Source organism: Rossellomorea sp. ABR4_004 (genome assembly GCF_056159585.1).
This window is the reverse complement of record NZ_JBSWVM010000007.1, coordinates 1-14,406: the sequence shown is the minus strand read 5'-3', so window position 1 is coordinate 14,406 and position 14,406 is coordinate 1. Positions and strand designations below refer to the sequence as shown.

At 41.6% G+C, this 14,406-nt stretch carries 12 protein-coding genes; 7 read left to right on the top strand and 5 right to left on the bottom strand.

Features of this window, described 5'->3' with window-relative positions; genetic code table 11:
• Positions 1-81 precede the first annotated feature (81 nt).
• From ACXAF2_RS22265 to ACXAF2_RS22255, 3 genes are all read left to right on the top strand, one after another.
• Positions 82-1,242, top strand: a complete 1,161-nt coding sequence (locus ACXAF2_RS22265; protein ID WP_475141900.1) for a cation:proton antiporter — start codon at positions 82-84, stop codon at positions 1,240-1,242.
• An 84-nt stretch (positions 1,243-1,326) separates the two neighbouring features.
• The gene (locus tag ACXAF2_RS22260) at positions 1,327-2,649 is read left to right on the top strand and encodes an ATP-binding protein (RefSeq protein ID WP_475141898.1); all 1,323 of its coding nucleotides are present in this window, start codon (positions 1,327-1,329) and stop codon (positions 2,647-2,649) included.
• Between the two features lie 15 nt (positions 2,650-2,664).
• The gene (locus ACXAF2_RS22255; RefSeq protein WP_475141897.1) at positions 2,665-3,798 is read left to right on the top strand and encodes a DEAD/DEAH box helicase; all 1,134 of its coding nucleotides are present in this window, start codon (positions 2,665-2,667) and stop codon (positions 3,796-3,798) included.
• Between the two features lie 94 nt (positions 3,799-3,892).
• On the opposite strand, the gene ACXAF2_RS22250 is transcribed toward ACXAF2_RS22255, so the two are convergent.
• Positions 3,893-5,506, bottom strand: coding sequence for an amidohydrolase (locus ACXAF2_RS22250; protein ID WP_475141895.1), 1,614 nt, complete (start codon positions 5,504-5,506; stop codon positions 3,893-3,895).
• A 179-nt stretch (positions 5,507-5,685) separates the two neighbouring features.
• Here ACXAF2_RS22250 and ACXAF2_RS22245 point away from each other — a divergent pair, with 179 nt between their 5' ends.
• Positions 5,686-6,231, top strand: coding sequence for a GNAT family N-acetyltransferase (locus ACXAF2_RS22245; RefSeq protein WP_475141894.1), 546 nt, complete (start codon positions 5,686-5,688; stop codon positions 6,229-6,231).
• A gap of 964 nt (positions 6,232-7,195) precedes the next feature.
• Here ACXAF2_RS22245 and ACXAF2_RS22240 read toward each other — a convergent pair.
• Positions 7,196-7,429: a hypothetical protein gene (locus ACXAF2_RS22240; RefSeq protein ID WP_475141892.1), complete on the bottom strand. Its 234-nt coding sequence runs from the start codon at positions 7,427-7,429 to the stop codon at positions 7,196-7,198.
• A 257-nt stretch (positions 7,430-7,686) separates the two neighbouring features.
• On the opposite strand from ACXAF2_RS22240, the gene ACXAF2_RS22235 reads away from it, so the two are divergent.
• Positions 7,687-9,939, top strand: a complete 2,253-nt coding sequence (locus tag ACXAF2_RS22235; protein ID WP_475141891.1) for a UvrD-helicase domain-containing protein — start codon at positions 7,687-7,689, stop codon at positions 9,937-9,939.
• 197 nt (positions 9,940-10,136) lie between these two features.
• Here ACXAF2_RS22235 and ACXAF2_RS22230 read toward each other — a convergent pair whose 3' ends face one another.
• The gene (locus tag ACXAF2_RS22230) at positions 10,137-10,277 is read right to left on the bottom strand and encodes a hypothetical protein (protein WP_187443189.1); all 141 of its coding nucleotides are present in this window, start codon (positions 10,275-10,277) and stop codon (positions 10,137-10,139) included.
• Between the two features lie 264 nt (positions 10,278-10,541).
• On the opposite strand from ACXAF2_RS22230, the gene ACXAF2_RS22225 reads away from it, so the two are divergent.
• The gene (locus ACXAF2_RS22225; protein ID WP_475141889.1) at positions 10,542-10,634 is read left to right on the top strand and encodes a putative holin-like toxin; all 93 of its coding nucleotides are present in this window, start codon (positions 10,542-10,544) and stop codon (positions 10,632-10,634) included.
• 173 nt (positions 10,635-10,807) lie between these two features.
• Here ACXAF2_RS22225 and kynB read toward each other — a convergent pair whose 3' ends face one another.
• Positions 10,808-11,431, bottom strand: coding sequence for an arylformamidase (kynB, locus tag ACXAF2_RS22220; RefSeq protein WP_475141888.1), 624 nt, complete (start codon positions 11,429-11,431; stop codon positions 10,808-10,810).
• A gap of 25 nt (positions 11,432-11,456) precedes the next feature.
• The gene (gene kynU, locus ACXAF2_RS22215; RefSeq protein WP_475141886.1) at positions 11,457-12,740 is read right to left on the bottom strand and encodes a kynureninase; all 1,284 of its coding nucleotides are present in this window, start codon (positions 12,738-12,740) and stop codon (positions 11,457-11,459) included.
• 222 nt (positions 12,741-12,962) lie between these two features.
• Here kynU and ACXAF2_RS22210 point away from each other — a divergent pair, with 222 nt between their 5' ends.
• The gene (locus tag ACXAF2_RS22210) at positions 12,963-14,342 is read left to right on the top strand and encodes a sigma-54 interaction domain-containing protein (protein WP_475141885.1); all 1,380 of its coding nucleotides are present in this window, start codon (positions 12,963-12,965) and stop codon (positions 14,340-14,342) included.
• The last annotated feature ends 64 nt before the right edge of the window (positions 14,343-14,406 follow it).

The window sequence follows — 14,406 nt, the reverse complement described above, 5'->3', positions numbered from 1 at the left end:
AAGGAAGGATGTTCAGTGGAATAAAAAGGTATGAACCTTAGTATGGAGGTGTGAATCATCGATCCAATCCAAATTCTGTTTTTGCTTGTAATCGGCTACAGTGTGTTTACCATTGATAAAAAGAAAAAGAATGTACCTGTTCCAGTAGTTTTACTTCTATTTGGAATAGGGCTGTCGTACGTACCTGCTTTTTCTGACGTAAACTTGACGAAAGATATTATCTTTGAATGGTTTCTTCCCTCCTTATTATTTATTTCTGCCTATCAATTTTCAACAAAAGCCTTAAAAAAGCATGTTGGAATCATTTCTATCCTTAGTACAGTGGGAATTATCATTACTACGCTTTTAATGAGCCTGCTTTTTTATTACGGTTTGCATCCTTGGCTTTCCATTTCGTTTATAGAGGCTCTATTAATCGCAACGATCCTGACGCCTACGGATCCTGTTTCTGTTGTGTCTATATTAAAGGAATCTTCCGATCATCAGGACATAGCAGATGTTGTAGAAGGTGAGTCAATGATCAATGATGGCACAAGCATCGTGCTCTTTACGGTTGTGGCAGGAGTCTACTTTGGCGAAGAGTCCATCTCAGTGCCTTCATTTCTTTTGGAATTTTTATTGGTTTCCTTAGGAGGGATTGCCATTGGTGTGTCGCTCGGTTGGTTGGCGAGTAAAGCCATCCACTTCACAACTGATTCCAGATACCAGATCATGCTTAGCATCATTCTTGCTTATGGAACCTTTTACATAGGGGAAGAGCTTGGTGTCTCAGGCGTACTGGCTACTGTATTCTCAGGGGTCATGCTTTCGTATGAATATGGAAGAGCAATTAAGGAACATCATTTTAGAAAGGACCTGGATGGTTTCTGGACTGTCATGGAACCGACCATTCTAACCTTTTTATTCCTATTAATAGGGATCCAGGCGACACAGTATTTGTCTTTCTCATTAATCGGGTGGATCTTCTTCCTATTTATTCTCTCATTGGTGGTTCGCTATGTTATTATTATTGGTGTTGTCAAAGTGAGAAAAACTTGGAGAAAAAAGTACGGATGGAAGGAAGTATTCATATTAACGTGGTCCGGTATTAAAGGAACCATGTCTGTTGCCTTATTACTAAGTATAGATGGACAAGGTCCTCAGCTGCTCCACTCCTTGACATTTGGAGTCATACTGTTTTCTCTCATCATACAAAGCATTGGAATTTACCCTTTGACGACTTTCTTTTTGAAAGGAAAATAAGTCTTCAAAGAATTTATGATAAATTGGTAAGAACTGAGAAACCATAGGAGAAAGACTATTTTGAATTTAGGTGAACCCTCAACGATGAAACAAGCAAAAGACATTGCCTTGAAAATCTCCGTCACCTACGTATTATTAGGCATCCTGTGGATAATATTATCCGACTATTTTTCCATGATCATCGCTCATGAAAAGCTCAGCATGTATATTTATTTTCAGCGCTATAAAGGCTGGTTATTTACACTTGTAACAGGTATGATCATTTTTTTATTGGTGTATCGGAGAACCAGTGAAATAATAATTTCGAATGAAAAGTTGCAGAAGAAAGAGAAACAGCTTCAAATCAGGAATCAGCATTATCATTCTCTTTTTGAACAAAATCCGGATGCAGTGTTAGAGCTTAGCCTGAATGGCAATGTGGTATCTGTTAACTCTGAGGCTGAAGGATTGCTGGAATCAACTCATGAAGAGTTGAAAGAAGTGAAATTCAGTAAATTTTTGGATGAAGTCGAGATGAAAAGAGTAACGGAGTACTTTTTCCAAACCTTTAAAGGGTGGGCGTCAACCTTTGAAACGACCATTCATTTAGCCAATAACAAACGTAAAATACTGCGTTGTTCACTTGTACCGATTATTGTGAATCGAAAAGTGACAGGGATGTTTGCCATTGCAAGGGATATAACCCTTCTCCGGGAAAATGAAGAAATGGTGATCGCATCCGAAAAGCTTTCTGTCATTGGACAGCTGGCTGCGGCTGTGGCACATGAAATCCGCAATCCCCTTACTTCCCTTAAAGGGTTCATCCAGCTTATGCAAATCAGCGATCGAATCAACCATGATCATTTGGATATCATGCTCTCTGAAGTCGATCGGATAGACTTGATCTCAGGGGAGATGCTGATACTGGGTAAACAGCAGGAGTTCGACCTGCGTCGCGAAAAACTGGATGATATACTGAAACAAGTACTGGTACTGATGGAAGCACAGGCTCATCTTGATAATGTATCCATTCAATATAAAAATCTGGCGGAAAAGCCTTTGTACGTATTTGGTGAAGGAAATCAGCTCAAACAGGTGTTCATTAACATTATTAAAAATGCAGTTGAATCCATACCTGAAAACAAGGATGGGAATGTTTCAATTACATTGGTCACCCGAGGTGATGACGCCCATGTTATCGTTGCGGATAACGGAGTAGGCATGGAACCGGAGAGAATCGACCACCTTGGGGAACCATTTTATTCAACGAAAGAAAAAGGAACGGGTCTGGGACTGGCCGTCTGTCAAAAGATCATTGAACGACATAAAGGACATATACGCTTTCAAAGTGAAAAAGAAAAAGGAACCGCAGTGGAAATCAGCTTGCCAATCGTTGCCGAAGAGATTCCTGCTGCCTCTGCCGATTAAGAAAGGACAAATAGTATGAACTCAATTTCAACCATTATCAATGCCCCATCAATTCAAAAAAACTGGGAAGAATCAGGATTCACTTCTTTAACTCCTGTCCAGGAGCGTGTGGTACCTCTCATTATGGAAGGGAAAGATGTTGTTTGTGAATCGCCGACTGGAACAGGAAAGACATTGGCGTATCTACTTCCAATCATCCAAGCCATTGATCCAGCAAGAAAACAGGCTCAAGCTGTAATTCTTGCTCCATCAAGAGAGCTTGTCATGCAAATCCACCAGGAAATCCAAAAATGGGCGAAGGGATCAGACGTTACGAGTGCTGCCTTCATTGGAGGAGCAAACATTAAAAAGCAAGTCGAGAAGCTGAAGAAAAAGCCACATATTGTAGTGGGAACAACGGGTCGCCTGATCGAATTGATGAAAATGAAAAAACTGAAGATGCATGAAGTAAAAACCATCGTCGTCGATGAGTTCGATTTAATGATCTCATCTGAACATATCCGTGAAGTGAAGGATATCATCAAATCCACCTTAAAAGAGCGTCAGGTTCTATTCTTCTCGGCCACTTTATCAGACGAAACCGAGAACGTAGCGGAATCATTATTACAAAACCATGAAATCGTCAAAATGGAAGCCAATCTCGATAACCCGAAAGTAGATCATGTGTATGTATACAGTGAGCTGAGAGACAAAATGGAAGCTCTAAGAAGCATTTCATATTTCAAAGGAATCAAAGCACTTGTATTTTTCAATCAGCTGGAGAAGCTCTCTGAAATAGAAGAAAAACTGAAATATAAGGGAGTCGAGCTGGAAGTATTGGCAGGGGAATCAAACAAGATGGAGCGTAAGCAATCACTGGACCGCTTCCGTTCAGGAAAAGTGTCCATGCTTCTGACAACAGACGTTGCAGCACGTGGCCTTGATATCACAGACGTCACACACGTTGTCCATTACGACTTCCCAAGCGATACGAAACAATACATTCATCGCTCAGGTAGAACCGGGCGCATGGGAGCGGAAGGAACCGTCATCTGCCTCGTATCCAAACGCGAACTGAGCTTCCTCGAGAAGCTGAGCAAAGAACTCAACCTCCCATTCCAAGAAAAAACCATTCGAGGCGGGGGACTTCAAGCCCCGGAACAAAAATAAGAAAAATAGGTAGAGGTCCGTCCCCGGGTTTTGAGGGACGGACCTCTGTTTTTTGACTGGATGGGATGATATCTACCCCTCCATTATTTTCACCTTATCTTCCATACACGACATTTCCATCCATCATGGTCATCCAAACACCAGTCTCCAGCATTTCCTCTTCTTCCACTTCAAACAAATTACGATCCAAGACGACTAAATCCGCTTTCTTCCCAACTTCGATCGTTCCTAAATCATGCTCTCTGAAGTTTCCGTAGGCAGGGGATTTCGTATAATGAATCAATGCATTTGCTAATGAAATTTTTTCATGAGGATTCCAGCCGCCTTGAGGAGTTCCGTCCTCATGCTTTCTGGTAATCGCCCGGTAAAGACCGAGCATGGGATTCAGATCCACAATCGGAAAGTCCGTTCCGAAAGCGATACTGGCCCTATGATTCTGCAAGGATCCAATCGGCCAGGTGAATCGAGCCCTTTCCGGACCAAGTCTGTCTAAATAGGCATGAGTATCCATCGATCCTGATGTCAGGTGTTCAGGCTGAATGGATGCAATGACGCCTAATTTCTCAAACCGATCGAAGTCACTTGGATCGCAAACTTCAATATGCTCGATTGTATGGCGGGAATCCCGTAGTCCGTTTACACTCCGGGCACGCTCATACAAATCGAGGCCCAACCGGACCGCAGCGTCTCCACATGCGTGTAGGCGGATCCTGAATCCTTCCCGGTCTGCTTCTTCAACCCATTTTTGGTAAACGTGAGAATCATAAATCGTGCCGCCGGTTTCAGAAGGACGGTCAGAGTACGGCTGAATCAAAAAGCCTGTATAGGTGAGGGGGACACCATCCAGGAACTGCTTCAAGCCGGAAAATTGAAGCTTATCGGATTGATACTTTTCCCTGAGTTGAATACCACGCTCAAGATTTCCGTCCAAAACATCCAAAAAATGAATTCTCGTCGTCAGTGTTCCTTTTGTCTCAAAGGTCCTATAAAAAGCTGGATCCCCCAAAGTATATCCGGGAAGAGGGAGCATATCAGACACAGAGGTTATGCCGTAGGATGAAGTCTTTGCCAACATCCCGTTCATCAACCTGGTTTTCACTTTTTCATCAAACCTAAAAGCTTCAATTACATACTGAACAGCCGTCTCATACAAAAAGCCGGTCGGCTCCCCATGCTCGTCTTTTTCAATCTTTCCAAAAGGAGGCTCGGGTGTATCACGGTGAATGCCTAATTTCTGAAGGGCAGCTGTATTCAGCCAAGCGCTATGAGCTTCTTCGTTCAGAAGCACAACGGGACGATGGGGAAGGTACTGATCCAGAGATTGACGGGAGGGAAGAGCCTGACCAGGCCAGCGAACGTGATGCCAACCGAATCCAAGGACCCATTCTTCATCTGGATGGTCCTTTGCATATTCCGCAACCATTTTTGCCGTCGCTTCTTCTGAATGGCCGAATGTCAGCTGACAGAATCCCTCGAACATTGCCCCTAAAAACAAATGAAGATGGAAGTCATGAAACCCTGCCGTCACGAGGCGGTTTCCGACATCCCATGTTTCTGTAGACGGTCCTATGAAGCTCACCATCTCTGAGCGGGGACCAACCCCAATAATACTGTCATCCCGAACGGCCACGAACCCATCAAAAGGGGATAAATCTATTCCCGTAAATATGGCTTTACTTACAATGATTTTATGAGCTTTATGATCCAACATCGCTTCTCCAATCCTTTTCAGCTTATTAAATCGATTGTAACCAGAATAAGGAAAGAATACAAACCAATGCTTTTGATTACAAGAATAAGTTTTTATGAGAAATTCAATTTTCAAGAAGGCATTAAAAAATACAATGTTGAATAGTAAAAGAGAACAAGAAGAAAAGGAGAATGATTATGCTGACAAGAACCTTTCCGGTGCTTGAAACAGAAAGATTCCGCTTAAGAAAGATGGAAGAAGGAGATGCTCCCCAAGTATTTGACTATTTTTCAAAAGATGAGGTCACTCGATATTATGATCTTGATTCGTTTCAAGAAGAAAAACAAGCCGTTGAAATCATCAATAGATGGAACGGGAGATTTCAGGAAAATGAAGGGATCAGATGGGGGATTGCTTTAAAAGAAACAGACGAAATCATTGGCAGCTGCGGTTTTCATCAGTGGGAAAAAGAGCACTTTAAAGCCGAGGTGGGATTTGAGGTTCATCCAAACTATTGGAGACAAGGGGTCATGTCCGAGGTGCTAAGACCTACCTTGAAGTACGGGTTTGAAGAAATGTCCCTCAATCGAATAGAAGCTTTTTATGATCCGGAGAACACAGCTTCAAAGAAATGTCTTGAAAAAGCAGGGTTTATGTTCGAAGGAGTATTGAGAAAAGCGGCATTTGAAAAGGGTATCTTTTGTGATGCTGCTGTTTGTTCCCTGTTAAAAGAAGAGTTTTAAGCAAAACTTAAGACGCTGCTTATGCCTATACCACATAAACAGCGCCTTAACTTAAGTAAACCTTATTCAATTAACTTTACTATCCTTTCTTACTAATACACATACTTAACATTCTTTTGAATTAATGGTATTGCATGTATTATTTAGTTTATTTTCTCTTGCCGCTGATTTTCCCACACGCCCACATGTTACGAAGATAGTTTTCACGGGCTATCTTCTTGCGTACCATGATGTTAGCATGCTTCGCTTACACTCTTCATTGGAATCATCTCCTGAAATAAGATTGCGCATTCCCGCATATCCACACATCTTGAAATCAGTTTTCACGGGCCGATCTCAAAAGCGAGATGTGATGCTGACATGCTTTGCTAGCTTACTTCATTGGAATCACGCCTTCCTTTAAAGTTTGTGTTTGTAAATCTTTTATTAATTATATATTAACAAATTCTAAAATTAATGCAAATGTTCAGAATAATCAATATAATACGATTTGGGCTGTTTTTAACGATGAAATAGTCGGTTATCTTACTTTATCTCAATTTTTCTTGTTTTTTAAAAAATTCTTTTCAAAAAAGTAAGTAGCTTCTGAAAAAGTGGATTCAATTATACATGGACCGTTCCTTTTCGCTCCAGGCACTTTCTTTCCGCGGGGAGGAAGTCGAGCCTCCTCGGGCTTTGCCCTGTGGGGTCTCGACTGTCTAGCTCCGGCGGCTAGCCCCTCGAGGTCATAAGCTAAATGGGCCAAGAAGGCAAAAAACGCCTTCCCGGCCCATTCATCTTATGCTTGTCGGGGCTGGGCGAGCCGCCTCCGCTTTTCGTACTTTTCCTCTATTTCCCGCAGGAGTAAAGTGCCTTCCGCTCCAATCCACTCTGTGCAACTACATTTTTTTTTGCCTATAAATATGGACAATTAAAAACCTTAAAGCTTATTTTGAAAATATGAAATGAGCAACAAACAGAGCCATTAATCTAATCTTCTATTAAGATAATATTTTTCCAAATCCAATTCCCGGTTCATAAGCAGTTCCATTTCTTCGAGATGATGTGTTTCCACGACAGGATCAAGGTGGGACCAGTGAACTTTATTGACGAAGTAATAGTTTCTGATTTTCCTGAGGATGACAAGGGAGTGGGGGAAGTGATCGAATTCTGCCTTTATGCTGTTGAAGCGGGTAAAGCCCCATTTTGTTAGATTCATTTTTATCACCTAATGTTCTATTACCTTTTCTTGCAATATGTTAATCCCCGGGGAGCATATCCGATTTAAACAAACGTTTGATTAGTTCTTCAAAACATTTATTCTACTAGGGTTCAAGGGATTAAACAATCGTTTAACAGTATTTACATATCCAGTAGTCTATCCCTATCATCCTGAGATTGTCATTGCTATTTTTGAAGGGCTCTTGTTATGATGAGAAGGTTATGAATCGTAAAGAAAAGCTAGGAGAATGAGCTTTGAATAAAGTATTAAACAACTATTCTATTTATCCATATGAAGCGGAAAAGAAGGAAATCCCGGTAGCGCCACTCCATAAGGGAGACACGACGAAACAGCTGATATCCTCCCATGAAGAGGATGCTTTTTTCTTTCGGACGATGGAGGAAGCAGGCATTCACTTGAATGCTTCCCAGATAGAGGCTGTGCGACATGTGAAGGGACCGTGTTTAACCCTGGCTGGTGCAGGGACGGGAAAGACGACGGTCCTCGTTTGCCGGGCAGGCTACTTGATGACCGTGAAAAATATTGAGCCGAGGAATATTTTACTGGTGACCTTTACAAAGAAAGCGGCGGAAGAAATGAAGCAGCGGATTTCAAGTCTGCCGGGGACGGAAGCGGGTGGACAGGTTCATGCCAGTACGTTTCATGCCCTGTTTCTTTATTTATTGAGATCCCGTCATTACACACAAGAAGTGATCGGGAACGAGCGCTATAAACAAATTATCTTGAAGCAGATTCAGAGAGAAATGAAGATATATGATCCTTATGATGCAGAGACGCTCCTCGCAAAACTCTCTCATTATAAGTTGAACCAAAAAGATATCAGGGATCTTCCACAGAAATCAAAATCAGATAAAGAAGTGCGTGACATTCTCTTAAAATATGAAGAGTGGAAGCGGATGAATCATAAAATGGATTTCGATGATATTTTGACAGAGGCATATCAATTATTACTTTCGAATCCTAACCTCTTGACCTCTCTTCAGCACCGTTTCCAGTACGTGATGGTCGATGAATTCCAGGATACGAATTCTGTACAATATGAGCTTATGAAGTTGATTGCGGCTCATCGAAACATGTTCGTAGTAGGGGATGATGATCAAACGATCTACACCTTTAACGGGGCCAGAAACGAATTTATTTTGGATTTTGATGAAGAGTTTCCGGATGCAAAGGTTGTAACGTTGAGGGAGAACTATCGATCCGATGCCTATATCATAGGGCTCGGGAATGAAGTGATTGGACGAAATGATCACCGCCGGAAAAAAGAGCTGATTGCCACGAAAATAGAAGGGCAGAAGCCTCTTTATTCAAGACCTGCAACGGCAGACGAGGAAGCCGTCTGGATCACTGAAGAAATTCAAAGGTTGATAGGAGAAGGCTATACATATGGGGATATGACGATTCTTCACCGCACCATGAGCAGCGGGCGGGCAGTCTTTGAGCAACTGCTATTAAAAGAGATTCCGTTCACGCCCTATAATCAAAAGGATTCCCTCTTCTATGAAAACTGGACGGTGAAACCGGTGGTGGATTACTTGCGGTTATCAATTGTTCCAAGGAACTTTTCAGCCATGGAATCCCTGCTGCCGACTTTATTTATAAGAAGGGACCGGGGGATGGCTCATATTCTCGAGGAAGATCGTAAAGAGAGGAAGAAATATCCTCTTATCCATTTAACGACATTATCAGGATTGAAGCCGTTTCAGGTAAAGAATATAAAAGAACGGATGAAATTTCTAAAATCGATCGGAGACCAGTCACCTGAAGCTGCGATCAAACGGATCAGGAAAGAGTTCTATCATCAATACATCGATGCCCAGGAATCACATGTGGTAACAGAACAGAAGGAACTCATTAAAGAAATGCTGGACGAGCTTGAGGGATCGGCGAAACGCTTTGATTCGATTTCGAGTTTTATTACCTTCATTGATGAGATGAAAGCAAAGTATGAAGAAATCTATTCAAATCAAAGTCAAAAAAAGAATACAAACAGCGTATCGTTAATGACGATTCACCGTTCCAAAGGCCTGGAGTTCCCCGTCGTGTTTTTGATCGGTGCCATTGAAGGGAACCTTCCCCACAGCTCAGCGTTGAATGCCAATAAGCTTGAAGATAAGGTATACAAAGATCCGAATCAAAAAGAAAAGGCAATAAGTGCAGTAGAGGAAGAAAGACGGCTCGCGTATGTAGCCATCACAAGGGCAAAAGAAAAATTGTTTATTTCATCTCCTGCCTATTATCAAGGCGAACAGCGGAAATGTTCCCGGTTTATTGCGGATTTATTTACGAATACTCCCCACACGGATCAGCCAAAGACAAGTAAAAAGGCGAGGAGTGGGAAGGTGAGTAAGATCTTGGCCTGGATTTGCACAAATACCAAATGCATTGCCTGGCAGAGGCCGGAAACCCATGAGGATACGGAATCCAAGGTTTGTCCCCTTTGCTCAAGTCCAATGAAGCTTGGCGAAAAGGAAATCACTGAATAAAAAGAACCCGGGCGTCCTGGAAGACAGGACGTGCGGGCTTTTTGCTTTGCTGACCGTAAAGATATCAAACGTTATACGGATTTATCGACCTTTATAGAAAGGTATCAATCTTAATTGGGCTTTATCAACCGTTCTTTCAAGATATCGACCGTTCTGCAAAAATAAATTTTGCTAGAGGTCATTGAAGGACCAAGTCATCATTGCGAAAAATGATCATGGTCATGAGAGTCGATTTTTTTCGAATCATTTGAATCCAAAGCTTGTCTTAAGAAATAAATTAGAATACCTAAAATCATTCCAAGCATTACGATTAAACCCAAAGTGATTGTGATTCCCACTGTGCCGCCTCCTTTTTAAAATTAGCTATGGTCCAATTTTCATCATTTTAAACATCTATATCGTTAGTCTATGAATAGGAGGAGGCAATATATGCGATGTAATATAATTTATAGGCAGAATCAATTCAGTAAAAAGGAACTATTTTCTAAATATGCTCATAATTATAGAACATACGTTCGTTTTTTGTGTTAAAATATATGTACGGTGTACATAGCTGGGTGGGCAAGAGGCAGCTCCCTTAAGATGGGAGGTGATGTGCAGGAATGATCGAAACGGCAGACGTACTACAATTGATGATTGCCTTTGGTACATTAACAGTAGCAATAATCACAGTCACGCAACAAAAAAAGAAGTAACCCACCCACTATGACAACTGCAAGGGAAAGGTTACTTCTATCTTATTAAGGATAAATTGCTCACGGCAATGTATACTGTCAGAGTTCTGGTGGCAGCCAGGACTCTGTATTTAACCAATGAACTTTTCTATTCTATTATACAAAATGAAGGGAAAACCTGTAAAGGAATCTTATTAAGTTCGATCCATTAAAATGGCTCGGACGGGAGATCCATCTCCTTCTTTAAGAGGGAGGGGAAGGGCAACCAATTCATACCGCCCAGGCTCTACGTGGTCAAGGACAATCCCTTCCAATATTCCGATGTCATGTTGTCGCAACGAATGGTGAGCAGTAAGCTCCTTACTATCCAATGGATCCACTGAAGGAAGATCCACTCCAATCAAATCAATCCCTTTTTCCTTCAAAAAAGGTGCGAGCCCTTTCGCAATGTGAGGAATGCGTTCAGGAAACTGCTCGTGATTCTTCCATGCATTCGTCTTGAAAAGCACCTTCTTAACTCCAGAGAGGTCGACCTTATCCATTAGTTCACTACTTATTTCTGGAGCATCCTCCACAGATACAACGATGGCCGGCCCCATGAACCTCTCTAATGGCAGATCCAATATTCTCTTTCCATCTTGGTCGAAATGGAAGGGGGCATCGACGTGTGTTCCAGTATGAGAACTCATGGTAAGCTGACCGACGTTCACGGATCCCGATTCCGCCTTCGTCCAATTCAAAGAAAAAGAAAAGGGAGTGTCCCCTGGCCAAACAGGAGTATCATTGTGCAACGGGCGGGAGATATCAATGATCTTCAAACAATCTCATCCTTTCTAAAAGAAGTTACGCTACAACATTCCGCGTATTTTCAAACTTCTTATATTCTTCCTTGTCCATGATGGTTTTCAATATTTGGATGGTCTCCCACACATCTTCATACGAAGAATAGAGAGCTACCGGAGCCAGTCGGATCACATTTGGTGAACGGAAGTCAGGTGTTACTTTATTCACTTTCAAGGCTTTACAAATTCTTGCCGCCTCTTCATGCTTTAAACTAATGTGCCCGCCTCTCTGATCATCTTCAAGTGGGTTACAGATTGTAAACCCATACTGTGAAAGTTCTTGTTGAAATAAATCCATCATAAATCGTGTAAGAGAAAGGGATTTTCTCCTCAGATTCTCAATGCCGGCTTCTTCAAATAACTCCAGGGATCCGAGTAAAGGAGCACTGCTTAATATATGAGGGGTCCCGATTTGAAAGGCACCTGCAGAATCTGCATGGGTCAGCGTATGATCCATATCAAACTGTCTATCCTTACGGGAGCTGAACCATCCGGAAAGACCAGGTTTCTTTCCTTTATGCCTGTTATGAACAAACAATCCGCCTACACCACCAGGGCCGCTATTTAAATATTTGTAATTGCACCACACGGCAAAGTCCACTCCGTCATCATGTAATTGATGAGGAAGAGCCCCAATGGAATGTGCCAAATCGAATCCAATCACAATTCCACGTTTATGGGCTTCGTCTGTCAATCGTTTTATATCCAGTAGCTGGCCGCTTCGATAAAGAACGGACGGTAATAGAATAAGGGATATATTATCACTCATGTTTGCAATGATGTCTTCTTCCCGCAGTGTATATCCGTCCTGGCTTTTTACTTGGATCAAATGCTCCTCAGGTGAGTAGCCTTTTAACTCCAGCTGACTTTGGATCGCGTAAATATCCGAAGGGAAAGTCAATTCATCTGCCAAGATTTTAGTGCGTTTTTCATCAGGTTGATAGAATGTGGCGAGTAACTGATGAAGGTTCGTCGTAATGGAACCCGTCACAATCACTTCTTCCTTTTCTGCCCCAACTAATGGGGCCGTCATTTTACCAAGCTTCTCAGAATAATAGAACCATGGCTCCTGCCCATCCATCCAGCCATCGATTCCATGTTCCTTCCAATCTTCCAATGACGTAAGTAACGACTTCTCTGCCCGTTTTGATAATAAGCCTAAAGAATTCCCATCCATATAATAGTGATTTTTCTTTATGTAAAATTCATTCCGGAATTGGGCCAACGAATCCTGCCTGTCCAGTTCTTTAGCGTGTTCCAACGTGAACTTCTCTCCATCTGTCATCCTTATCCCACCTTAAACAGTCTTACCAAAATGATAATCGAAATGGTTTGAATAGTAAAATAATTTCTTAACCTAGTAGAGTAAAAGGTATTTATTTTTGAATAATTTATTCGAAAATGTATAAAAAGTCAAAAAACTTTGGTATAAATGAATTAATATAAAAATTATCAGGATAATTATTCATTATTGAATAGTTTTAAGACGTGCAAAGGGGTGCTGTCTGTGACTGTAAAGAAAAAAAGTTGGAATGAAAATGAGGCGATCCTTCATTCGCTGCAAGATGATATTTTAGTAACCAATACAGATGGGATTATTTTGAAAGTGAGTGACGCAACCGGAGATATTTATAACGTGAACTCGGCAGATATGGTGGGGAAATCTGTATATGATTTGGAGAAAGAAGGGGTTTTTTCTCCGATATTAACTCCGATCGTTTTAAAAGAAAAGAAAAAAATAACGTTGGTCCAGACGAGTAAAGAAGGCAAAAAACTGCTCGTTACAGGGATTCCGGTATTCGATGAAAACGGGGAACTAGTGAGAATCGTCAGCTATTCCCATGATGTAACGGAATTATTGAATATGAAAAAGTATTTAACTGAAATGGAAGATGAGATGGAGAGGGTCAAAAGCGAGCTTGAAATCCTTAGAAGCCGTCATTACTATTCGGAAGGAATCATTGCCTCGAGTAATGAGATGAAAAAGGTGTTACAGGTTGCCCTGCAAGTAGCAGAAGTCGATGTGAACGTCCTCCTGCTGGGGGAATCCGGTGTCGGTAAGTCCCATATCGCGAAATTCATACATAACAAAAGTCAACGAAAAGGCGGCCCGTTCATCGAGGTCAATTGTGGGGCGATACCAGACTCGTTATTTGAAGCAGAATTCTTTGGGTATGAATCCGGGTCTTTCACGGGGGCGGACCGCAAAGGGAAAGTAGGATTAGCAGAACTCGCTGAAGGCGGCACCCTGTTTTTAGATGAAATAGGGGAACTATCTCTATCAAACCAGGTCAAAATTCTAAAGTTCATCCAGGAGAAACAATTTTATCGCGTAGGCGGTACGAAGCAAAGGAAGGTTGACTTCCGGGTTCTGGCAGCTACGAACAAGGATTTAGAGGTGGCTGTAGAGGAGAAAGAATTCAGGAGGGATTTATTCTTCCGTTTGAATGTGGTTCCTATTACGATTCCTCCATTGAGAGAGAGAACATCAGACATTATTACGTTGATCGATTACTTCGTCAATCATTTTTGTGAAAAATATCAGCGCCAAAGAGAGCTGGATGAAGGAGTTGTTCATCAGTTGTTGATTCAAGATTGGAAAGGGAATGTCAGAGAGCTGATGAATATAATTGAAAGGCTGATTGTGACATCTTCCAAGCCATTAATTGAAATGGAAAACCTCCCTGGTCCATACATAAAGCATAGTGCTGATATTTCAGGATTTGAGTACAATGGCCAATCATTAAAAGACATTCTTGAGTCGGTCGAAGAACAAGTAATAAAGAATGCGAGGGAGAAGCATAAGACTACTACGCAAATGGCCCAAAACCTGGGAATCAGTCAACCTTCAGTAGTCAGAAAACTTAAAAAATACAAAATAAAATAAAATATTGGCATGGAACTTGCAAGTAATAAGGTGAAAAGAACTGAAAGGTAGAAGGGAGATATGA

Excerpts from the sequence above, each read along its gene's own strand:
- ACXAF2_RS22260 (WP_475141898.1), top strand. The coding sequence starts at position 1,327 with ATGAAACAAGCAAAAGACATTGCCTTGAAAATCTCCGTCACCTACGTA.
- ACXAF2_RS22255 (WP_475141897.1), top strand. The coding sequence starts at position 2,665 with ATGAACTCAATTTCAACCATTATCAATGCCCCATCAATTCAAAAAAAC.
- ACXAF2_RS22245 (WP_475141894.1), top strand. The coding sequence starts at position 5,686 with ATGCTGACAAGAACCTTTCCGGTGCTTGAAACAGAAAGATTCCGCTTA.
- ACXAF2_RS22240 (WP_475141892.1), bottom strand. The coding sequence starts at position 7,429 with ATGAATCTAACAAAATGGGGCTTTACCCGCTTCAACAGCATAAAGGCA.
- ACXAF2_RS22225 (WP_475141889.1), top strand. The coding sequence starts at position 10,542 with ATGATCGAAACGGCAGACGTACTACAATTGATGATTGCCTTTGGTACA.
- kynU (WP_475141886.1), bottom strand. The coding sequence starts at position 12,740 with ATGACAGATGGAGAGAAGTTCACGTTGGAACACGCTAAAGAACTGGAC.